We start from the raw sequence: 21,464 nt of genomic DNA on the forward strand, positions 1-21,464 counted from the left end.
AGATAAATTTGCACCCGCCCCTTAACTCATTTACCGAATGCCAGATCAGATTCTTGTCATTGGAAGCTCAAACACCGACATGGTCGTAAAGGCCGAAAAACTACCCGCGCCGGGCGAAACCGTCATGGGGGGTACATTTTTAATGAATCCCGGTGGCAAGGGGGCCAATCAGGCTGTAGCAGCTGCCCGACTGGTTGAGGCTTCGAAGGGAGGTTCGGTAACGTTTGTTGCGAAAGTAGGCAACGACATTTTCGGCAAACAGGCCCTTGACGGATTCGAGCGGGAAGGCATCAACACAACCTATGTACAAACCGATAGCGATCATCCGTCAGGGGTAGCCCTGATCAACGTCGATGCATCCGGCGAAAACAGCATTACGGTAGCTCCGGGCGCGAATGCCAATCTGCTCCCGGAAGAAACCGAAGCCGCCTTGCAGTCGGCAGAACCCGGCGCGCTGGTATTACTTCAGCTGGAAATTCCGCTGCCGACTGTCGAATACGTCGTTCGGAGAGCGTCTGAGCGAGGTTTGCGCGTCATTCTGAATCCGGCCCCCGCCCAGACGCTGCCACCTGATTTATTTCCGCATTTGTTCCTGATTACGCCCAACGAAACCGAAGCCGAACTGCTAACGGGCGTTCGGGTAGTTGATCTTGCTACCGCCGAAAAAGCAGCGCAAAAGCTCCAGGAAATGGGCGTTTCCAACGTGGTTATTACCCTCGGCTCAAAAGGAGCTTACCTAACTACCGACAGCCAGTCCGGCCAGCTCGTCGAAACGCCCGTTGTCAAAGCAATTGACACAACCGCTGCGGGAGATTGCTTCAACGGAGCATTGACGGTAGCTTTATCCGAAGGAAAAACGCTGGCGGATGCTGTAACATTTGCCTGCCGGGCGGCTTCCGTATCAGTTACACGCATGGGCGCTCAGGCATCGGCCCCGTACCGACACGAACTGGAACCACTACTGAGCAAGTAGTAACGACGTTATCCAGCCTGCTGACTGTAATCGTAGATAACGCATAGTCTTTTATCCCTCACCTTTCTTTATGAAAAAGTTACTGTTATCGGGTATCCTGCTCGCTTCATTGTCGGGCGCTGTACCACCAGTTAAGAAATCGAAAACCCCTCCTAAATCGGTAACGATGGCTAAAACGGCCATTCAGGATAAGATCAAAGGCGGTTGGGCCGGGCAACTGATTGGCTGCACATTTGGCGGGCCGACCGAGTTTCAGTACAACGGCACGATGATCAACGACTATCAGCCCATTCCGTGGTACGACGGCTACATCAAGCACACAATGCTGAACAATCCGGGCCTTTACGACGACATTTACATGGATCTGACGTTCGTGGATGTGTTTGAACAGAAAGGTCTTGATGCACCGGTTGATGAACATGCGAAAGCGTATGCCAACGCGGGATACATGCTCTGGCACGCGAATCAGGCGGGGCGATACAATCTGCTGAATGGTCTTAAAGCACCCGAGTCGGGTCACTGGCTGAACAACCCCCACGCCGACGATATTGATTTTCAGATCGAAGCGGATTTTTCGGGTTTAATGGCTCCCGGAATGCCCAATTCCGCCGTTCAGATTGGCGATCCCATCGGGCACATTATGAACTACGGCGACGGCTGGTACGGGGGCGCGTTTGTCGGGGCTATGTATTCGCTGGCGTTTGTTTCCAACGATGTCAATTACGTTGTCAAAGAAGCGTTGAAGACCATTCCGGCGCAGAGTACCTTTTACCAGTGCATTGCCGATGTCATCAAATGGCATGAGCAGTACCCCACTGACTGGAAACGCAACTGGTTTGAAATCCAGAAAAAATGGTCGGATGAAATCGGCTGTCCCGAAGGCGTGTTTCATGCCCTTGACATTGACGCAAAAATCAATGCCGCTTACATCGTTCTCGGCTTACTGTACGGCGGGGGCGATTTCACCAAAACGATGGAAATCAGCACCCGCGCTGGTCAGGACTCGGATTGCAATCCATCCTCGGCGGGGGGTATTTTGGGAACGATGCTCGGCTATGACAAAATTCCGGGTTACTGGAAACAAGGCTTGCGGGAAGCCGAAGACATTGATTTCAAATACACAACCCTATCGCTCAACGATGTGTACGCGCTAAGCCTGAAACACGCGCTCCAGGTTGTTGAACGGAACGGCGGTAAAATCAACGGCGATCAGGTAACAATTGCGGTCCAGACGCCCAAAACTGTTCGACTCGAACAGGCGTTTACGGGTCATTATCCGGTGCGGGTTACGCCCATTCGTAAAAGCCTGGAGAACGAATACACGACTGAATTTGACGGCATCGGTTTTGTCATTCGGGGCGAGGCAAAACCAAAGAACCGGAGTAACTGGGGCTACGAAAGCACATTTGCCTTTAATGCCGAACTTTACGTTGACGACAAAAAGATTGAAACCGCTAAACTGCCCGTTAATTTTATCCATCGTCGCTATGATCTATTTTGGAAGTATCAGCTCCCCAAAGGCAAACATACGGTGCGGGTTAAGTTGCTGAATCCAGATGCCGAACACGTGGTTTCTATGACGGACCTGCTCGTTTACAGCGATCAGCCCGTTAAGTCGAAATTATAGCAATACAGGATTAGCGTATAATCGGGTATGCAGGGCGAGCAGGGCTCCCGTAGATGCAGCCGTTTTTGGTTTTGTTGTGTATGAAGCGCTGTCTACTCTTTCTGGTCGTAGCTCTGCTGCCTATCTTTTCAGGCTGGGCACAGCCCAACCCACCAACGTTGTACCCAAACCCGGAAGCAGCTCTGCAACTTTACCGCAGTAACCTGACCCGACTACGCCAGGAACATCTCAACCACCGCAATCTGCCCGACTTATCGTTTTTTCTGTTCGGCATGGGCGACCGGGCCAAGTACATTTACCGGGCCGGGCGATTGATCGACGCCTTAACCGGGCACATCGAGGAGCAATGGACGGTCAAAAGTGAGCTGATTGTTCCGTCCGAATACCTGGTTCATCTGACCCTGGACGATAACAGCACCGTTCAAATCCGGGAAGACGAAACGGGAGTCTGGTTGATTCAGGCAGCGGCAACCAATAGCAATAAACTACCTAAAGTCAGACGCATACGCAATACGAAACGAACGGTAAACCTACCACGTTTTGCTAGCAACACGTTCGGACCAGTCCTGCGGGTATTACACCACGACCTGTTGATTAACCTCGTAGCGGGCTCCGACGGTGTTAGCCGACCCGTATCAAACGTCATGGTTTACCCAAAACCTTCGTACGGTAATGCTGCTCTTATGGGTATGGTTCTGAAAAAAACAGACAACCTACGGCTTATCCGCGACTGGATCTTATCGATACGCGATCCGTTCGATTGGAATAAACCAGGAGTCGCCGAGGTCGATAATGTGGGTCAGGTGTTGTTTTTAGTATCGCTGGTTTCGGACCGCAATCATCCGGTTGTGCAAATGGCTCTGGACTCGGTCAACCGGTTTCGAAAAGACAAGTACATCCTTGGCAAAACCGATAACGAGGACCATCCGGTTTTCCAGACCAAGTGGCTGAAGTACGGGCTGAAATCGTTGGGACTACCCGATCCATATGTCATTCCGAAGCAATACGACAGTTATTCGGCGCTGTTGTGGTGGGATTTTACCAATGAGCACGTTGCAGGACCGAAGTTCGACGAAGAAGTCAGTGCGACTAAGCCGTATCTGGTTTGGGCTGAAGATCATTTCTACCACGAAAAACGCGGTATGCTGGGTACCGTCGACTACCCCCTCAGCTGGGAACAAAAAGCCAGCGATGCCCATTACCCCGCTTTGACCGTGCTTGACAAAGAGTTGGTGAAGCAAAAGCTGGCTTTCCCTCATGCCCGCCACGCAGCCGAGATGTTTTTACTGCTCAGTGATCAGTAGCCGGCCATTCTAGTCCCAGAAAATGATACCCGTTCGGGTTATCCAGGCGTGGGTTGTCGATTCGTACTTGTCGATCTTATCACCACCGCCCTGCCGACGCGGATCGTTCTCGGCCTGCATCCAGGTATCCAGCCGCTGCTGCAATCCTTTCTTGACTACCGCGTATTTTGGATTGCTGGTCTGATTACGCATATTGTACGGATCGTCTTTCAGGATATACAGCTCATCGGCGGGGCGCTTCTCGAATCCTAGCGCAAACAGTGTCTTAACCGCTGGCTCATTGCGATGATCCATCATGTACACTTTCGTCGGACCACCGTCCACATCACCGAATACGGAAGGCGTTCCCGGAATCGTTTCGTCGCCCGCAGGCATTCGGTCGGGTCGGAAGTTTCGAATGTACAGATACTCTTTCGTCCGGATGGCGCGCATCGGATACCCGGCTCCGTAGTCAAATTCGGCCCGGCACAAACAATGCCGCTCTCGTTCAAGAAACACCTCCGACCGATGAACCGCTTGCTGACCGTTCAATACGGGCAGCAAACTCATTCCATCCAGTTCGGGCCGCTGCTGAACGCCCGCCCAATCCAGAAACGTTGGCATCAAATCAAGCAGATTGACAAACGAGTCATTGCGTTTCGGCTGACTCCCGTTTTTGTCGAAGCGGCTGATGAGCAGCGGAACGCGCGTGCCGTAGTCGTACAGATTGGCTTTGGCGTGCGGAAAAGGCATGCCATTGTCCGACGCGACGACAATCATCGTGTTTTCCAGCTGACCCGAGCTTTCCAGTTTTTTGAGCAACTCGCCAATTTCCCGGTCAAACCGCTCTACTTCGCCCAGGTAATCGGCCACATCCCCTCTCACTTCCGGCACATCCGGCAAAAACTTGGGCAGGTTAATTTTTTGAGGATCGATACCCGCTTTCTTGCCGCTTCCCTGATCGAAAGGGCGGTGCGGGTCGTTGGTGCCGAACCAGAAAAAGAACGGCTTTCCCTTGGGTAGCTTGTCTATAAACGTCTCGAATACTGCCGAATCGCCAGCGGGATTTTGGGTATAGCCCATCTTTCGAAAATCGCCGGGAGACCAGCCTTTACGGTCGTACGCCACAGCGTAGCCCGCTTTGTTCAATAACTGAACGTAGGTTGGAACGCTGTGATCCAGCCGTCCACACAGATTAACGCCTTCACCCAGGTTGTGCGGATACCGTCCGGTCAGCATAGCCGCCCGCGAGGGGGTGCAGGATGGCGAAGCGCAGTAAGCGTTGGTAAAAACGGTTCCGTGCTGAGCCAGCCGGTCCAGATTAGGGGTTCGAATCGACTTGTCGCCGTAGATACTGGCATACGGATAACTCCAGTCATCGGCCAGAATAAACAGGATGTTAGGTCTTGGTTTCTCTTTTTGGAATGAAAAGAGGCCAAGAGCGGCAATCAAAATCACCCCAATCAGAGCGGCCAGGTATTTCATCAGCTTTCTATAGTTTGCCGCAAATTAGCACGAACCCCTGGCTCCTGAAAGCTTCCCTACGGTAACCTCGTTGTTGGTCTAAGTACCGATTCGTGAAAACACCATATGGAAATGAGCAGTTAAGTTAGAGAAGCCCCCAGATTCTATTGTTACATTGGGCAATCAGTAATGCGCAGGTTAGCCCGTTATCGATTGCCTTTTAACCATTTTACTGCATGGATCTTTTCACTGCTACCAGCATACTGGTTGGACTTAGCGCGCTGCTTTCTTACATAAACGCCCGCTTTATACGACTTCCCGGAACCATTGGAGTTGTTTTCTTGACACTGGTTCTTATTATTTCGGTGGTGATCATCGGTAGCCTCTCGTCGGGGTTTGCCCAACTGCTGATTGGCATCACCGAGCAGATCGACTTTACTAAAACACTCCTCGATGTCATGCTGGGCTTCCTGCTCTTTGCCGCTGCGCTGCATTTTGACCTCGACGATCTGAAACAGCAATTCCGTCCGGTACTGGTCTTGAGTACCGTCGGGGTCATTTTTTCAACGGCTTTGTTTGGTGTTGGCTTTTACTTCCTGACCAACCTTTTTAATTTTCCCGTTCCGCTTATGTATTGTTTTCTGTTCGGTGCGCTCATTTCGCCTACCGATCCAGTAGCCGTTGGGGCCATTCTTAAAGATTCCCCTATTCCACGCCGACTGGAAACAATCATCACGGGCGAATCGCTGTTCAACGACGGTGTGGGCCTGGTGCTGTTTATCTCGTTGCAGGAAGTGGCCAACCCGGATGTTAGTTTTTCTTTCTCGGACGCTGTCCTGCTTTTCTGCCGTGAGGTATTCGGAGGCATATCGCTGGGTATCCTGATGGGGTTAATCGCTTACCGCCTGATCAAAGCGTCGGACGATTTCCACACGGTTGTTCTGTTATCGCTGGCAATGGTTATGATCGTTTCGGTTATAGGCAATGCCCTGCACGTATCAGTTCCTTTGGCCGAAGTAGCCGCTGGGTTGCTATTAGGAAGCCGCTTGTCAGGCTCGTCGCGCACTGACACCCCCAAGTTTTACCTGGATCGGTTCTGGCATTTGATGGATGAAATCCTTAACACGATACTGTTCGTAATGATTGGGCTGCAAATCGTGGTGCTTCCGTTCATCCGCGATTATCTGCTGATTGGCTTACTGACCGTAGTGCTGGCTATCGTAGCCCGGAGCCTCAGCATACTGCTGCCTTACCTATTACAGTTTCAACTGTCAAGACTCAAGCCCGGTAGCTTACGCATTCTTACCTGGGCAGGACTCCGGGGCGGCATATCCGTAGCACTGGCTTTGTCATTACCCGACTCGCCCTATCGCGAATTGATTCTGGCTTGCTGCTACAGCATTGTTATTTTCTCGATTATCGGTCAGGGACTTACACTGAAACGAGTGGTTAGCTCCGCCACAAAAAACCAGGCAGCTTAAGCTTCTTGGCGGGACTTATCGTAGTCGATGGGTTTCCTAAACACCAGAAGGCTCATAGCGTGGTGTCGGTTTCTCAAAACCGACACCACGCTATGAGCCTTCTGGTGTTTGAGACTATCTGATAGGACCATAACTACATCACAGTCTCGACCCGATTAGTGCAACTTGCCACCTATTGTATAACCGGCTTTCAAGCTGAAATATTCATTTTTACCAATCAGTTTCGCGTTCGTAAACTCGTTGATAACGGTTGTATCATCGAGAAAATTGTAGACGGCTTCAACGTTGAATTGCCAGAATTTAATACCTGCCCGCAATAATCCACCCAGCTTGTTCGTGACCGGTAACGCATAGGACAGTGTTGTATTAACCGCGCCCATCACCTGCTGCTCACTGGCCGCAGCCCTGTAAAAGCCTACACCACCGCCCACGTACGGCCGAAAAGCCGTGCTTTTTCCGACCGTATAAGTCAAGGTTAATGCACCTGACATAAGCGATTTTGCCTGCGAATCGAAGAAAATAATGTTGCCCAGTACTTCGGGACGCTGGATAAATGCCTGCTCGAATCGAACACCCACATCGAGGTGTCGCCCGATTTCGTACTGCGGTTCGAGGCTATACACAAATCCCCCTTTACTCCCGTCTTTATCGCCCGACCGATCAGCCGGAGAAGCGTAGCCTAGGGAGGCATTTAGTTTAAACGGACCGAGCGATTGAGCAACCGTTACGGATGAAACAAACATGAATGCAAGAAAAAGCAATTGACGCATAACGACTATGTAGTGGGTGAATACTAGATACCGGTCCGATTCGGACTATCCTGCGCTGGCAGTTATCAATAGTGCAGACCTATTAGCCGTTACCCACAACAAGAGTCATCCGTTGCAGATTACACAAGCATTTGTTGTCAAATGCTCAAGAATCACCCGGCAAGTTGGTTAGAAAAAGAAGTTCGGGCGCAAAGCGATACGACCCGTTGCTACCTTTGCACGCATGAATTACCTCTACGTTTTTTTTGCTTTTCTGGTCGGTCTGGCGATTACCGTCCAAGCGGGTGTTAATGCCAATCTACGTCAGGCGATGGCCAACCCCATTCTGGCGGCTGCAATCTCGTTCGGTTCTGGATTCATTGTACTGGTGTTGCTTCTACTGGCATCGGGCAGTTCGGTACCTTCGCTGGATACCGTCAAGCAGGTAAGCTGGTGGAAATGGATGGGCGGAGCGATGGGGGCGCTATACATGATCACGGTGATTGTCAGTGTACCCAAAATTGGAACGGCCAATCTGGTTAGTCTGAGTGTCGCGGGTCAATTGCTGGCTGCCGTAGTGCTGGATCATTACGGATTGATGGGTTTTGCACTACACCCCGCCAACGGCTGGCGACTAGCCGGACTGGTGCTGATTATGGCGGGCGTGTTACTGGTTGTCCGAAACTAAGTACCCGATTTGCGGTTTAAAGCGTGTGGCTATCTTCAGCCCGCTTCGTCAACGCCTAAAACTGTACTCCGTGATTCAGTATCGCTTTTACCCTTCCCTGCTCAACGTTTTCTCGCGGTATCTACATGGCGGCAACCTGTCGGTGCAGGCGCTCATCGACTCCATTAACCGCGTTCCGACGCCAACTACCGCAGCGCAGGAGCGTGGTGTTTCGTTCGAAGAAGCCGTTATCAAAGGTACTGACGAAGATCGATTTGACGCCGAGATCGTTAAGAAGGTGCGAAAACTTCTCCCCCGGCCCATTGTCGATACGCAGGTTTTCTGCCAATGGGAAATCGACGATGTGCTGTTTTACGGCTACGTCGATGTGATCGGCAAATTCAAAGCCGTTGATTTGAAAACTACAGCGTCTTATCAGCCGGGTCGTTTCGTGCATAATCACCAGAATTTGTACCTCCACGCGCTTAAACGCAAGGGTATCAAGCTAATGGAGTACGTCATCACTGATTTTCGGGATGTGTACGTGGAAAGTTATGCGCTGACCCACCCCATTGATAAACAACTGGAAGAGATTCGCTTGTTTAAAGCCTTTCTGGAAGAGCATCGCCCACTCATTACGGATAAAAAAATATTTATAGCGCCCGGTGAAGACACCGACGCCCGGCGCAAATAATCCGTTTGGCCTGTTTGCGCTCTTCAATTGTACAACCTCTGTTCTAGCGGTCAAGACCCGACTTAGGCACTCACTTTTTACCGATCAGGAAAAACTTAACGGTTTCGCTTACATTTTGGTGAATTTTACGCGATGGGCTGTTGGCAAAGTACCCGGATCGATAGGTCTTAGCCGACCTTTTCGTATTTTTGGGTCTTCACGACCCAATTGATTTGCTCATGCCTTTTTGCCGGTTCCTGATTATTCTTTTCATCAACGTTTTCTTTTCCTTAACGGCTTTTTCGCAGTCAACGCCCCCGCCCTTTTTAAAGCTTACACCCGCCCAGAATCGCTGGGCCGACTCGGTCTTTGCGAGTCTCACGCCCGATCAACGGATCGCTCAGTTGATTATGGTGGCGGGTTATTCGAACCGGAAACCAGCTTACGAAGATTCACTCGTCAACCTGGTGCGCACCTACAAACTCGGTGGCGTGGTCATGTTTCAGGGTGGTCCTATGCGTCAGGCAAAGCTTACCAACCGGCTGCAAGCCCTTTCGACCGTACCGTTGCTGATCGCCATGGATGCCGAATGGGGTTTGGCGATGCGACTCGACAGCACCGTCCGCTATCCGTACCAGATGACACTGGGCGCTATGCAGGGTAACGATTCGCTGATTTATAACATGGGCGCGAGTCTGGCGCGGCAAGCCCGTCGACTAGGGGTCCACGTCAATTTTGCGCCGTCCATTGATGTCAATAACAACCCGAACAACCCGGTGATCAATTTCCGGTCGTTCGGCGAAGATAAGTATGCGGTTGCGCGCAAAGCCCTGGCGTATGTGCGCGGGATGCAGGATAATCACCTGCTGACCAGCCTGAAGCATTTTCCGGGACACGGCGATACGGGCACCGACTCTCACTACGACCTACCGCTGATCAACAAAAGCCGGGCCGAGCTCGATTCGCTGGAACTGTACCCGTTTCGTCAGTTGATCAACGCCGGAGCCGCCGGTGTGATGATTGCTCACCTGAGCATTCCGTCGCTCGACACCACCCGCAATCGGCCCTCGACGCTTTCGCCCGCTATTGTCACGAATCTACTCAAAGATGAACTGGGCTTTCAGGGGTTGATTTTCTCGGACGCCATGAACATGAAAGGCGTTACGAAATATTTTCCGTCGGGAAAAGCCGATGAACTGGGTCTGGAAGCGGGCATGGACGTGCTTGAATTTACGGAGGATGTTCCTTCGGCGTTGGCGCAGATCAGACAGGCCATAACCGACGGTCGCATCACGCAGGAATCGCTGGACGCCCGGTGTCTGAAAGTACTACGGGCCAAGGCGTGGGTGGGGCTGAACCAATACAAGCCTATCGTTCTTGATAATCTGGTGCGCGACCTAAACCCGGTTCGCGACGAGTTGCTTAACCGGAAGCTTACTGAAGCCAGTCTGACGGTGCTGAAAAACGTGGATAATCTGCTTCCTCTCCAGCGGCTGGATACGCTACGCATTGCGTCGGTTGCCGTTGAAAGCGACAAACTGACGGCTTTTCAGAAAATGGCTGCCAACTACACGCAGGTAGATCATTTCAATATTACGTCAAAAACCGCCGACTCAACGTTGGCACAGGTTCGGGATTCTCTCAAGAATTACAACCTTATCCTGGTCGATGTACATCTAAACAACATTCGGCCTACGGCGAAATATGGTCTCCAGGCTAAAACCGCAGGTCTGGTTAGCGAATTGGTGGCGACAGGCAAAGCCGTTGTGACCGTTTTCGGCAATGCGTACGTGCTCGACAAGCTAACATTTCCCTCGGATACGGCACAGACCAGCCGTAACATTGAACAGGCGCGCGCCATCGTGATGCCTTACCAACTGACGCCTTACGCCGAAGATCTTTCGGCCCAACTCATTTTTGGCGCTATCGGTGCTTCGGGAAAACTACCGGTGACAGTCAATCAACGGTTTCGGACGGGCGATGGACTGACCATCAAACCCATCGGTCGATTAAAATACACAATTCCCGAAGAAGTCGGTATCGACAGCCGGTACTTAACGCAACAAGTTGACTCGCTCGTCAACGTAGGGTTGACCCAAAAAGCGTTTCCGGGCTGCGTCGTTCAGATGGCCAAAGATGGAAAAGTGATTTTCCACAAAGCTTACGGCAACCACACGTATGACGCTTCGCTGGGTGCCGAACCCAAGCCAACACAACTGGACGATCTGTTTGATATGGCGTCGGTAACAAAAGTAAGCACGTCCACCCCTGCCCTGATGAAACTGGTTGACGCCGGCAAGTTCAATCTGGACGGCAAGATGGAAGATTACCTGCCCTGGCTCAAAAAATCGAACAAAGCCGATCTGCGCTGGCGCGATGTACTGACCCACCAGGCCCGGCTGAAAGCGTGGATTGCCTTCTGGAAAGACACGAAAGAAGAAGACGGCTCCTGGAAACCTAGAACGTTCAAAGACGAACAGTCCGGTCGCTATCCTATTGAAGTAACGGACAGCCTGTTCGAGTTCAAGAACTACCCGAAAACGATTTATCAGCAGATTGAAGATTCGCCACTGAACGAGAAAAAAGAGTACGTTTACTCCGACCTGTCGTTTATCCTTTACCCGCAGGTGGTCAAGTACCTGACCAAAATAAACTTTGAAGATTACCTCAAAACAAACTTCTACCGGCCACTCGGCGCGACGACGCTGACGTACAAACCACGCCGGTTCTATTCGCTCGACCGCATCGTGCCGACTGAGTACGATTCTCTTTTCCGAAAAACCCTTATCTGGGGGCGTGTTCACGACGAGGGCGCGGCCATGCTCGACGGGCTGTCGGGTCACGCGGGGCTGTTTGGCAGCTCAAACGACCTACTAAAAATGGTGCAGATGTATTTGCAGAAAGGCTCCTACGGTGGTCAGCAATTTATCTCAGCCAAAACCATGAATGAATTTACGCGCTACCAGTTTCCAGAACTGGGCAACCGGCGCGGTCTGGGCTTCGACAAACCGTCGTTTAAGTATTCAGGAAACGCGCCCAAATCAGCCACGAAGGATAGCTTTGGGCATTCAGGTTTTACCGGAACGTTCATCTGGGTCGAACCGGCGTACAATTTGTCGTACGTTTTCCTGTCGAACCGGGTCTACCCAACTCGGAACAATAACCGAATTAGCGAGTTGAATACGCGAACCAACGTTGTCGAAGCGTTGTATCAGGCGGTGAAACGCGGCATTCAATGAAAAACTACCTCATCCATTTACTGAACTACGAACTCTGGGCAAACCAGCGTATCATCAACGTCCTCGAAGGTCTGGATAATCCGCCAGCGAGAGCCGTCGCCGTGATGGGCCATATTCTATACGCGCAACAGATCTGGTTTGGCCGGTTCACGAAGGAACCAACTTTTGTAGCAATTTGGGAGGATGTTCCGGTTAGCTGGATGGGTGAAACCGCTGAACGACAGCACCGTAAAATGGTTAGCTATCTGAATGCACTTGCCGAACCTGAACTGTTGCAATCGTTTGATTATGTCACGTCGAAGGATGAGCCATTTCACAGCACATTGATTGATATTCTGACGCACATGAGTCATCACGCGGCTTACCATCGCGGGCAGGTGGTTCAACTGATCCGTCCGTTGATAAAAGAAGCACCCGTAACGGACTTTATTGTTTGGGCGAGAGAAGGCTAATCGGCTAAGGCGTTTAATATATTGTAATGACTCCCAAAACAAAAAGAGACACAAGCAGCTTGTGTCTCTTTTTGTTTTGGGAGTTATCGTTTAGTAGGCGCGTACGAGTCGGCCTTCCATAAAATTCACGAATGCTTTGTTTACCACGTTGTTACCACCGGGCGTTGGGTAATTCCCCGTGAAGTACCAATCACCGGAGTGGTTTGGGCAGGCGCGGTGCAGGTTCTCGACCGTTTGGTACACCACCGCTACTTCGGCTTTCAGATCAGCGGGTGTAACGATCTGCGCCACTTTGCGAGACAGTTCTTCGTGCGTGAAAGGTTCGAAGATAGCCTTCACATAGTTCTGCTGCGACGCATTGCCCGACTCGATGGCGGCTACACTTTGCGCGTATACTTCGTCCAGGATATAATCCTGACCCCGTTCGCGGAGAAGTTCGAGTGCCGCCCGGAAGCCAACAAACTCTTTGAACTTCGACATATCGATGCCGTAGCAATCGGGGAAACGAATCTGGGGAGCCGAGGATACAATAATAATCTTTTTAGGGCCGAGCCGGTCCAGCATCCGAAGGATACTTTTCTCCAGCGTTGTTCCCCGCACAATCGAATCGTCAACGACAACTACATTATCGACGCCTTTCCGAATCACTTCGAAGGTAGTATCGTACACATGCGAAACCATATCATCCCGTTGCGAATCGTCGGTGATGAAGGTCCGCATTTTCACGTCTTTAGAAACAAGCTTTTCGACGCGAGGACGGAAAGAAAGTACCCGGTCGAGTTCTTCCTCGAACAGGATTCCGTCCATAATGGCTTTCTTCCGCTGTTTGTACAGGTATTCTTCCAAACCTTCAACCATTCCGAAGAAAGCAGTTTCGGCCGTGTTAGGGATGTAGGAGAAGACCGTATTTTCAAGGTCGTAGTCAATCTCCTCCAAGATCTGCGGAACGAGCAGTTTACCCAATGTTTTGCGCTCGTTGTAGATATCAGGATCAGTAGCACGCGAGAAATAAATCCGTTCGAAGCTGCATGACCGCTTTTCGATAGGCTTCACGAACTGAAGTTCGTTGTACTCGCCGTACTTGTCAATGATGAGTGCGTGACCGGGCTGCACTTCCTTGATTTCGCTGTAATCAGCGTTGAAAGCCGTTTTGATGGCGGGTTTCTCCGAAGCCACCACAATCACTTCGTCATCGGCATAATAGTAAGCAGGCCGGATACCGGCGGGATCGCGGGCAACGAAAGATGCGCCGTAGCCCGTCATACCCACCATCGCATAGCCACCGTCGAAGTCGCGGCAGGAACGATGCAGAACCCGCTGCATGTCAATGTTATCTTCGATGATATCCGACAAATCGGGATTTTCGTAGATGCCTTTGAATCGGTCAAACACCCGCTGGTTTTCTTCATCGAGGAAATGCCCGATTTTTTCCATCACCGTGATCGTATCAACCTTATCCTTCGGATGCTGACCCAGCGAAACGAGTTTGTCGAACAGCTTATCGACATTCGTCATGTTGAAATTCCCCGCTACGACCAGATTCCGGCTACGCCAGTTACTTTGCCGAAGCATCGGGTGACAGTTCTCAATGTCGTTGGCTCCGTGCGTACCGTACCGCAAGTGTCCCATCCAGACCTCACCCGAGAAAGCAACGTTTTCCTGAAGCCATTTGGCGTCTTTTGCCTTGTCGCGGTTGCCTTTGAGGGCTTTACGAAATTTCTTATTAACCTTCTCGAAAATGTCCGTTACAGGTCTCTGATCAACGGAACGGTAGCGACTGATGTAGCGGTGACCCGGTGGTACATCGATTTTGACGTTGGCGATACCAGCGCCATCCTGGCCCCGGTTAACCTGCTTTTCCATCAGCAGATACAGCTTATTGGCGCCGTAGAGGGCCGTACCGTATTTGTCGATGTAATACTGATACGGTTTGCGGAGCCGGATAAGCGCAATTCCGCACTCGTGTTTAATAGCGTCACTCATAACAGAGACCGTTGTAACGGCGAAGACCGCCGTAGCGATTAAGTGTCAAGTTGATGAAAAAGAAACGGACTACCGACTTGTTTCGTTCGGTAACATGACAGAACAAATATAGAAAAAGATGACCGATCCGTTTTTAGCGGAGCCGGAATCCCCCAAAGAATTTGCGGTTACTGAACCTGTCCTTCCACCAAAAACTCATTCTTGTCGAAATAAGGCAGTTTTTGAAACCCAGAGAGCTTGTAGTGCTGAATGCGCCACTGCTGTTTACCATCCAGACCGCTTTCCAGCAACAAATGCCGCTCCGACGCATACAGCGGGTTGCGCGTTTGCAGAACCGCTTCAATACGGCGCGGCTGGTGGGTCAGCGAATCCAGCCGAACGTTTAGTGACCGCACCGTCAGTCGCTCTTCCGATTTTTTTAGGGTGTATTGATACGTCAGCGAATCGGGCCGCGTGATCTGATAACTGCTACGGAGAGCGGGCTTGTTGATGTCGGCCTGCGTGAACAACTCAAGTTCGCGACTCCAGTTCACGTCTTTCGTGTTTTCTGTATCTTGTTTGGCGTTGACCCCTACTAGTTTATGAACAAGCGGTTTTTGGGCGGAGAGGTCGGTGATCTGACGCTTGACAAAACCCAACACGTCGTAGTACACATTCGGTTGATTCTGTTGAACGGAGTCGGTGCAACTGCTGGCAAAGAGGATAAGCAGCAGACAGCCAGAGTAAATAAAACGCATAAATTGATTCGAAACGGCGCCGGACAGAGCGCGCCTTCTGGTACCACCAACACGTTTTTTTGCAAATCGGTTTGGGTAATCGAATTCTGAACCAAATTTGCAGTCATAATGCTTTACTTACAGACGTTGGTTGGCAGCGGTTAGGCGTGGGATTCATTACTTTTACGTCCGATTTCAAACCTATATCATCCAGCATCCAGACATAACAATCATTTTCATGGAATACGATGTTATTTTCATTGGTTCGGGACCCGGTGGCTACACCGGAGCCATTCGTTGTGCCCAACTCGGACTCAAAACAGCCATTATCGAAAAATATCCAACGCTGGGTGGTACTTGCCTGAACGTCGGCTGCATTCCGTCGAAAGCCTTGCTCGACTCATCGGAGCACTACTACAACGCGGCTCATACGTTTGCTGAACACGGCATCAAACTGAATGATTTGCAGGTCGATCTGGCGCAGATGATCAAACGCAAGCAGGAAGTTGTTGACCAGACAACGAAAGGCATTGCGTTCCTGATGAAGAAAAATAAGATCGACGAACTACATGGCGTTGGCTCGTTCGTTGATCCGCACACGATCAAGATTACCAAAGAGGATGGTTCAGAACAAACCATCACCGGCAAAAATATCGTGATTGCGACGGGTTCTAAACCGATGTCGTTCCCGTCGATGCCGCTGGACAAAAAGCGGGTCATTACGTCAACGGAAGCGCTGGCTTTATCCGAAATACCCAAGCATTTGATCGTCATTGGTGCGGGTGTAATCGGTGCCGAGCTGGGTTCGGTCTACGCCCGGATCGGATCGAAAGTATCGTTCGTTGAGTTCGCTGACTCGATGATTCCGACGATGGACAAAACGCTCGGCAAAGAGCTTCAAAAAGTCGTCAAAAAACTAGGGGCTGATTTTTATTTCAACCATAAAGTCACGAAGGTTGAAAACAAAGGCGACGAAGTTCTCGTAAGCATCGACACGCCCAAGGGCGAGCAGATAACCCTTACGGGCGACTACTGCCTGGTTTCGGTTGGCCGGCGTCCGTACACGGATGGTCTGAACCTGGAAGCCGCCGGTGTTAAAGCCGATGAACGCGGTAAAGTTGAGGTAGACAAGTACCTGCGCACTAACGTTCCGCATATCTACGCGCTGGGTGACGTAATTCGCGGAGCGATGCTGGCCCACAAAGCCGAAGAAGAAGGCACGTTCATCGCCGAGGTTATCGTTGGTCAGAAACCGCATATCCACTACCACCTGATTCCGGGCGTGGTGTACACCTGGCCGGAAGTAGCATCGGTTGGCTACACCGAAGACGAAATCAAGAAAGAAGGTATCCCGTACAAAGTAGGTTCGTTCCCGTTCAAAGCACTGGGCCGGGCGCGGGCGAGCATGGACATCGACGGGCTGGTGAAAGTACTGGCGCACAAAGAGACCGACGAGATTCTGGGCGTTCACATGATTGGTGCGCGCGCAGCTGACATGATTGCCGAAGCCGTAACAGCAATGGAATTCCGGGCCTCCGCCGAAGACGTATCCCGGATGTCGCACGCTCACCCAACCTTCACCGAAGCGTTCAAAGAAGCGTGTCTGGCGGCTACGGACAACCGGGCCATCAACATGTAATACTTTAGGACGTAAGGAAACAGGCCCGACTGCTGGAAAGCGGTCGGGCTTTTCTGTATCTTGCCTACTTAACCAATACAACCGCCCAATCATGAAAAAACTCTTTACCGCTCTTTTGAGCGTATCCATTGCGTGTGCCCACGCCCAGACTACCGACTCGGTTGCGGTCCGGCGGATTTATAGCGAAGCCCTTGCCAACGGCAAATCCTACGAGTGGCTGCGCTACCTGACCAAACAGATCGGCCCTCGGCTGAGTGGTTCGGAAGGTGCTCAGAAAGCCGTGGACTGGACCAAGCAGGTGATGGAGCAACAAGGCTTCGACCGGGTCTTTTTGCAGGACGTGATGGTTCCTCACTGGGTCCGGGGTGACAAAGAAGAAGCATTTATCAAAAATGGCAAGCAGAAAACTACGGTACCCATAGCAGCGCTGGGCGGTTCGGTAGCCACCGGGCCTAAGGGCGTCGAAGCGGGTGTGATTGAAGTCAAAAGCTTTCCGGAACTGCGGGCCATGAGTCCTGACAAAGTGAAAGGAAAAATCGTGTTTTTTAATCGCCCGATGGACCCGACCAAGATAAACACCTTCGAAGCGTACGGCGGAGCGGTCGACCAGCGGGCCAACGGCGCTACGGAAGCCGCTAAACTCGGTGCGGTCGGAGCCATTGTCCGGTCGATGACCAACGTTCACGATGATTACCCGCATGTGGGTGGTATGCGCTACGCAACGGGTGTACCCTTAATTCCGACGGCGGCCATCAGCACTAACGGAGCCGACTTACTCAGCAAGTCACTCGCCGAGAACCCGAATCTGACCTTTTATTTCAAACAAAACTGCGAAACCTTGCCCGATGCGAAATCCTACAACGTCGTCGGTGAACTGAAAGGCAGCGAGAAACCCGACGAGATTATTGTTGTAGGTGGTCACCTCGACTCCTGGGATCTGGCCGAAGGGGCTCACGACGATGGTGCCGGTTGTGTACAGTCGATCGAAGTACTACGAATTTTGAAAACGCTGGGCATCAAACCCAAGCGTACCATTCGGGCGGTGATGTTCATGAACGAAGAAAACGGACTACGCGGTGGCGTTCAATACGCCGATCTGGCTAAAAAGAACAATGAAAAGCACATTGCCGCTGTCGAGTCAGACAATGGAGGGTTCACACCACGTGGGTTCGGCATCGTCGGAACACCGGCCCAACGGGAAAAAGTAAATCCCTGGAAACCGTTGCTAGCGCCTTATGGGTTAACCGAAATTGGCGCGGGAAGTGGCGGAGCAGATATTGGACCGCTGGCCCAGTTAGGTACGGTGTTGTTTGGTTTCAAACCGGATTCGCAACGGTATTTCGATTATCACCACACCATGGTCGATCGCTTCGAAACGGTCAGCCAACGTGAACTCGAGCTTGGTGCGGCATCGATGGCTGCTTTGGTTTACCTGTTAGACCAGCACGGCTTGTAATACTCTTTCATGGTTGCGGGCTGTTTGACGCTAACACATTCAGCCCGCAACCACGAAAATCTATTTTTAGAAAGCCTCACCGGTAAGGATATAAAAGCCTACTCCCTCCTGCGTAACCCCTACGTCGGCACGCAGGTACACGTCTTTCTTTTTAAAGAGCAAATACCGAACTCCGGCCCCACCCGTAGGCAGTAATTTATCGAGTCGGATCTGACCCGGCGCTGGACCAACCGTACCAACAGCCGCAAAAACAGCCCCACCGAACCGACGACTGAACGGAAACGGCAACCAGCGGTATTCAAGCTGCGTAGCAGCGTAAGCCTTATCCCGGAAACGACCCGGATAGTATCCTCTCATAATAATCTCACTACCCAGCAGCGCCAGTTGGTTGAACGGCACGGTACCGTTGGCCCACACCCCGTAAGCCTGCCAGGCCAGCACCTGACCGGGCCGTACGGTTTTAAACAAACGTACGTCCATTGAGAGGTTAGAAAACGACAATGAGCTACCCCGCGAACGGTTGTAGTTCAGGTATGCCAGTTCGGCAAAAGCTCCGCGTCGGGCGTTTAACACGTTTGGGCGGCTGTCGTAGACGAATCCCACGCCAAAACCCAGATTTGCGGTTCCTAAACCACCGACGGGTAGTGTATGCGTATTGATTTCCGGCTGGTTGAACTTAACGCTACTTAGACGCTGGTAATCAACCTCAATACCACCAAACAAATTAGGAGCAATCCGACGCATGGCCCGCTCTCGTAACTGAATCGAAAAGGCATCGATGGTAGCTGGATGATCGGGTTTGGTGTCGGGGCCAATGCCGTAGTACAGCAACGGAAAACGTTGAAGCCGCCCCCGCCCCAGAAAGAACCAGCGATCACGGTCTCCGTAGATTGTATGATCGATATTCAGGCCGTACTGCCCACGTAGCGTGACAAAACTAAACGCCTGAATTTCGCTCAGTCGGTTGTGCTTTACGTCGTTGTTGGCGTGATACAGGTACAACGCCGACACCCCAATCTCGACACTGGTTTCGGGCGCATAACTTATGGTTGGATAAAACGAAACGTGCGGATCAGCCGACGAAGTGGTGTCATTGAAAAACCGATTGAATAACCGCTTAACCACAGTTTGAGACCGCGATGGATACGGAATACCGGCTAGTAATGCAGTAAAAAGTAGTAACGTCAACCAATACGTAGCCTGCGATCTGCTCATAAGAATGACACCCAACCTTACTGAACAGCAAGGCGTTGGTTTCTATCAACCAATTCTAGTATTCTTACTCGCGGGAGGCACCAATAGTTTTTAATTAGTAGAAATTCATTAAAACGACTACTAGCGATCTACAGATTTTTAGCGATAACTTTTCGTACTTCGCCAAAATCGGCGGGTAAGGGGGCGTTCCGTTTGTTTATTTTACCGACGCGATTAATCACCGTTGCGGCTAGTTCGCCATCGGGTCGGAGTCGGTCAATGGCGTCGTACAGCTGTGAATCCGTCAGTAACAGGTGATCACCGGAAAGGTTGTACCGTGTCGCGATCTCCGGCCATAACGACTTATCCGCTCCGCTCATGGGCAGGTAGATCAACGCAAAATCGCGGGAGCTGTAGGCGTTACGAAGCCGCTGGGCATCGAGCGCAGCCTGCCGACCCGCTTCGTCACCGGGCGAGAAAAGCAGCAGATAAATAACTTTTCCCCGATTGGCATTAACCACCTGATCGAGCAGATCGGAGCCACTTCTCAAATCGTCACGCGTCGCAAACACACCCGGCGAAATCTCAAGGCTATTGGCGGCTTTTCCCGCTTTGCGTAATGTTTGAATGGCCGCCCGGATGCGGGTGCTGTCTTTTACTTCGAGCCGATACAACTCATCGAGCGACTGGATGAGTGTCGGTTCTTTTATCTGCGGGCGAGCGTAACTGTACAGGAGCTTCGAGAAATCGATTGTTAGACCGGGCAACGAACTCGCCAGCCAGTAAGCAGCCAGGTAATCGACAGCCGCGCCGTCGTAGAGCCGGATACTGCGCTGAATAAGCGTCTCATAATTTACCAGCCGTTGAAGTGTGTCGGGATTCCGCTTCACCAATCCGTCAAAAAAGCGCAGGTCCGACGCACGCGCTGAATTACTCAACGCGTAATCATTAAGCCGGAGTCGTTCATCCGCCGTGATGTTTTTGCCGTAGCGTTCGAGCAAAACAGCCAGCGCCCGGACGGTCAACCCGTTTGAGCGACTGTTACCGGCCTCCGCTGATACCCGTTGGGTAACGTAAGCCGCGAAGCGGTTCATCGCCGATACGCGGGCAGCCGTCAGCAAGCGATCATTAGCCGGACGAAGCGAATCGTTCAGGGCTTTGTCCAGCTCTTCATTATCGTAAGTGGCCTTGTCGTACAAAAAAGCCGCTGCGTTGTAGCGGTCCGCCGACCCGACCCAGCGGGCCAGCAGAGGAAACGGTTTTTCCCGCTGGGCGAAAGCCGAAAGGGGTGCCCGGTAAGCGCTCGTTAGGATTCGATAGGCAGCTTCATCACCCACGCCATTTATTTTGTCAGAGAGCTTTTTACCATCGGGTTTGTTGGCGTAAGTCGCTTCAAACGCTTTGTAACGGGCAAACTGCTGGTTGACCTGCGCATTGACCCCACCGAAGCGAAACGGCACAGCCGCCGTAAACAGCGAATCGGCGTTTAGCTCAATACTCAAATTGCCCGCCGAAGCCAGGAAAGCCGTCGAAATGCGGCCATAGGTAAAGTACATTTCTTCCTGCGTGTAGATCAGCGGCATCGACACGCGAAACGTACCGTCGATATTCAAGGGTGTTGAACGCACCAGTTCGCGACTGGCTTGCAGGATGTTGTTCCGACTAACGGATACCGCTGGCGATTCACGGTACAAGCGAGCCGATAAATTACGGATTCGTCCGGTTACAATCACCGAATCCGTTTGTGCAAACGATAAGGCAGGAAGTAGATAACCCGCCGTTATGAGCAGGCCGTAGAGAAGCCAACACGATTTTTTCATTAGTCAGTACGAACAAGATAAAGCAATAACGAATTGGCCCGGCAAAAG

16 protein-coding genes are annotated in these 21,464 nt (G+C 51.6%); 10 read left to right on the top strand and 6 right to left on the bottom strand.

Annotated elements, in window-relative coordinates:
- Positions 1 to 37: 37 nt before the first annotated feature.
- The 3 genes from rbsK (at position 38) to LQ777_RS17205 (ending at position 3,904) form a co-directional block, all read left to right on the top strand.
- Positions 38 to 973: a ribokinase gene (gene rbsK / locus LQ777_RS17195; protein ID WP_232559167.1), complete on the top strand. Its 936-nt coding sequence runs from the start codon at positions 38 to 40 to the stop codon at positions 971 to 973.
- A gap of 70 nt (positions 974 to 1,043) precedes the next feature.
- The gene (locus LQ777_RS17200) at positions 1,044 to 2,600 is read left to right on the top strand and encodes an ADP-ribosylglycohydrolase family protein (RefSeq protein WP_232559168.1); all 1,557 of its coding nucleotides are present in this window, start codon (positions 1,044 to 1,046) and stop codon (positions 2,598 to 2,600) included.
- Positions 2,601 to 2,680: 80 nt separating this feature from the next.
- Complete coding sequence (locus LQ777_RS17205) at positions 2,681 to 3,904, top strand: hypothetical protein (RefSeq protein ID WP_232559169.1); 1,224 nt, start codon at positions 2,681 to 2,683, stop codon at positions 3,902 to 3,904.
- Between the two features lie 9 nt (positions 3,905 to 3,913).
- Here LQ777_RS17205 and LQ777_RS17210 read toward each other — a convergent pair whose 3' ends face one another.
- The gene (locus tag LQ777_RS17210; RefSeq protein WP_232559170.1) at positions 3,914 to 5,368 is read right to left on the bottom strand and encodes a sulfatase family protein; all 1,455 of its coding nucleotides are present in this window, start codon (positions 5,366 to 5,368) and stop codon (positions 3,914 to 3,916) included.
- A gap of 215 nt (positions 5,369 to 5,583) precedes the next feature.
- On the opposite strand from LQ777_RS17210, the gene LQ777_RS17215 reads away from it, so the two are divergent.
- On the top strand, positions 5,584 to 6,828 hold the full coding sequence (locus LQ777_RS17215; protein ID WP_232559171.1) for a cation:proton antiporter: 1,245 nt from the start codon (positions 5,584 to 5,586) through the stop codon (positions 6,826 to 6,828).
- Between the two features lie 155 nt (positions 6,829 to 6,983).
- Here the strand turns inward: LQ777_RS17215 and LQ777_RS17220 are convergent, their stop codons facing one another.
- Positions 6,984 to 7,598, bottom strand: a complete 615-nt coding sequence (locus LQ777_RS17220; protein WP_232559172.1) for a porin family protein — start codon at positions 7,596 to 7,598, stop codon at positions 6,984 to 6,986.
- 223 nt (positions 7,599 to 7,821) lie between these two features.
- Here LQ777_RS17220 and LQ777_RS17225 point away from each other — a divergent pair, with 223 nt between their 5' ends.
- The 4 genes from LQ777_RS17225 to LQ777_RS17240 all read left to right on the top strand — a co-directional run bounded on the left by LQ777_RS17225 (position 7,822) and on the right by LQ777_RS17240 (position 12,608).
- The gene (locus LQ777_RS17225; protein WP_232559173.1) at positions 7,822 to 8,265 is read left to right on the top strand and encodes a DMT family transporter; all 444 of its coding nucleotides are present in this window, start codon (positions 7,822 to 7,824) and stop codon (positions 8,263 to 8,265) included.
- Between the two features lie 70 nt (positions 8,266 to 8,335).
- Entirely contained in the window at positions 8,336 to 8,938 is a 603-nt protein-coding gene (locus LQ777_RS17230) for a hypothetical protein (protein WP_232559174.1), read from the top strand.
- 218 nt (positions 8,939 to 9,156) lie between these two features.
- Complete coding sequence (locus LQ777_RS17235; protein WP_232559175.1) at positions 9,157 to 12,156, top strand: serine hydrolase domain-containing protein; 3,000 nt, start codon at positions 9,157 to 9,159, stop codon at positions 12,154 to 12,156.
- Positions 12,153 to 12,608, top strand: coding sequence for a DinB family protein (locus LQ777_RS17240; protein ID WP_232559176.1), 456 nt, complete (start codon positions 12,153 to 12,155; stop codon positions 12,606 to 12,608). Before LQ777_RS17235 ends, LQ777_RS17240 begins: the two co-directional genes overlap by 4 nt.
- Positions 12,609 to 12,698: 90 nt before the next feature.
- Here the strand turns inward: LQ777_RS17240 and LQ777_RS17245 are convergent, their stop codons facing one another.
- Together LQ777_RS17245 and LQ777_RS17250 are read right to left on the bottom strand one after the other, a co-directional pair.
- A complete protein-coding gene (locus LQ777_RS17245; protein WP_232559177.1) occupies positions 12,699 to 14,591 on the bottom strand; it encodes an amidophosphoribosyltransferase in 1,893 nt (630 codons plus the stop codon).
- 167 nt (positions 14,592 to 14,758) lie between these two features.
- Positions 14,759 to 15,328 (bottom strand): hypothetical protein, encoded by a 570-nt coding sequence (locus tag LQ777_RS17250; protein ID WP_232559178.1) that lies wholly within the window; start codon positions 15,326 to 15,328, stop codon positions 14,759 to 14,761.
- A 217-nt stretch (positions 15,329 to 15,545) separates the two neighbouring features.
- Between LQ777_RS17250 and lpdA the strand changes: the two genes are divergently transcribed.
- Both lpdA and LQ777_RS17260 read left to right on the top strand, forming a co-directional pair.
- Positions 15,546 to 16,946 (top strand): dihydrolipoyl dehydrogenase, encoded by a 1,401-nt coding sequence (gene lpdA / locus LQ777_RS17255; protein WP_232559179.1) that lies wholly within the window; start codon positions 15,546 to 15,548, stop codon positions 16,944 to 16,946.
- 91 nt (positions 16,947 to 17,037) lie between these two features.
- Positions 17,038 to 18,402, top strand: coding sequence for a M28 family peptidase (locus tag LQ777_RS17260; protein WP_232559180.1), 1,365 nt, complete (start codon positions 17,038 to 17,040; stop codon positions 18,400 to 18,402).
- Positions 18,403 to 18,468: 66 nt separating this feature from the next.
- Here the strand turns inward: LQ777_RS17260 and LQ777_RS17265 are convergent, their stop codons facing one another.
- A complete protein-coding gene (locus LQ777_RS17265; RefSeq protein WP_232559181.1) occupies positions 18,469 to 19,617 on the bottom strand; it encodes a BamA/TamA family outer membrane protein in 1,149 nt (382 codons plus the stop codon).
- A gap of 128 nt (positions 19,618 to 19,745) precedes the next feature.
- On the bottom strand, positions 19,746 to 21,416 hold the full coding sequence (locus tag LQ777_RS17270) for a hypothetical protein (protein ID WP_232559182.1): 1,671 nt from the start codon (positions 21,414 to 21,416) through the stop codon (positions 19,746 to 19,748).
- Positions 21,417 to 21,464: the final 48 nt, after the last annotated feature.

The sequence above is a fragment of the Spirosoma oryzicola genome (genome assembly GCF_021233055.1).
Taxonomy (GTDB): domain Bacteria; phylum Bacteroidota; class Bacteroidia; order Cytophagales; family Spirosomataceae; genus Spirosoma; species Spirosoma oryzicola.

Coding starts and splice junctions, on each gene's coding strand:
- rbsK (WP_232559167.1), top strand. CDS start 38: ATGCCAGATCAGATTCTTGTCATTGGAAGCTCAAACACCGACATGGTC.
- LQ777_RS17200 (WP_232559168.1), top strand. CDS start 1,044: ATGAAAAAGTTACTGTTATCGGGTATCCTGCTCGCTTCATTGTCGGGC.
- LQ777_RS17205 (WP_232559169.1), top strand. CDS start 2,681: ATGAAGCGCTGTCTACTCTTTCTGGTCGTAGCTCTGCTGCCTATCTTT.
- LQ777_RS17210 (WP_232559170.1), bottom strand. CDS start 5,368: ATGAAATACCTGGCCGCTCTGATTGGGGTGATTTTGATTGCCGCTCTT.
- LQ777_RS17215 (WP_232559171.1), top strand. CDS start 5,584: ATGGATCTTTTCACTGCTACCAGCATACTGGTTGGACTTAGCGCGCTG.
- LQ777_RS17220 (WP_232559172.1), bottom strand. CDS start 7,598: ATGCGTCAATTGCTTTTTCTTGCATTCATGTTTGTTTCATCCGTAACG.
- LQ777_RS17225 (WP_232559173.1), top strand. CDS start 7,822: ATGAATTACCTCTACGTTTTTTTTGCTTTTCTGGTCGGTCTGGCGATT.
- LQ777_RS17235 (WP_232559175.1), top strand. CDS start 9,157: ATGCCTTTTTGCCGGTTCCTGATTATTCTTTTCATCAACGTTTTCTTT.
- LQ777_RS17240 (WP_232559176.1), top strand. CDS start 12,153: ATGAAAAACTACCTCATCCATTTACTGAACTACGAACTCTGGGCAAAC.
- LQ777_RS17245 (WP_232559177.1), bottom strand. CDS start 14,591: ATGAGTGACGCTATTAAACACGAGTGCGGAATTGCGCTTATCCGGCTC.
- LQ777_RS17250 (WP_232559178.1), bottom strand. CDS start 15,328: ATGCGTTTTATTTACTCTGGCTGTCTGCTGCTTATCCTCTTTGCCAGC.
- lpdA (WP_232559179.1), top strand. CDS start 15,546: ATGGAATACGATGTTATTTTCATTGGTTCGGGACCCGGTGGCTACACC.
- LQ777_RS17260 (WP_232559180.1), top strand. CDS start 17,038: ATGAAAAAACTCTTTACCGCTCTTTTGAGCGTATCCATTGCGTGTGCC.
- LQ777_RS17265 (WP_232559181.1), bottom strand. CDS start 19,617: ATGAGCAGATCGCAGGCTACGTATTGGTTGACGTTACTACTTTTTACT.
- LQ777_RS17270 (WP_232559182.1), bottom strand. CDS start 21,416: ATGAAAAAATCGTGTTGGCTTCTCTACGGCCTGCTCATAACGGCGGGT.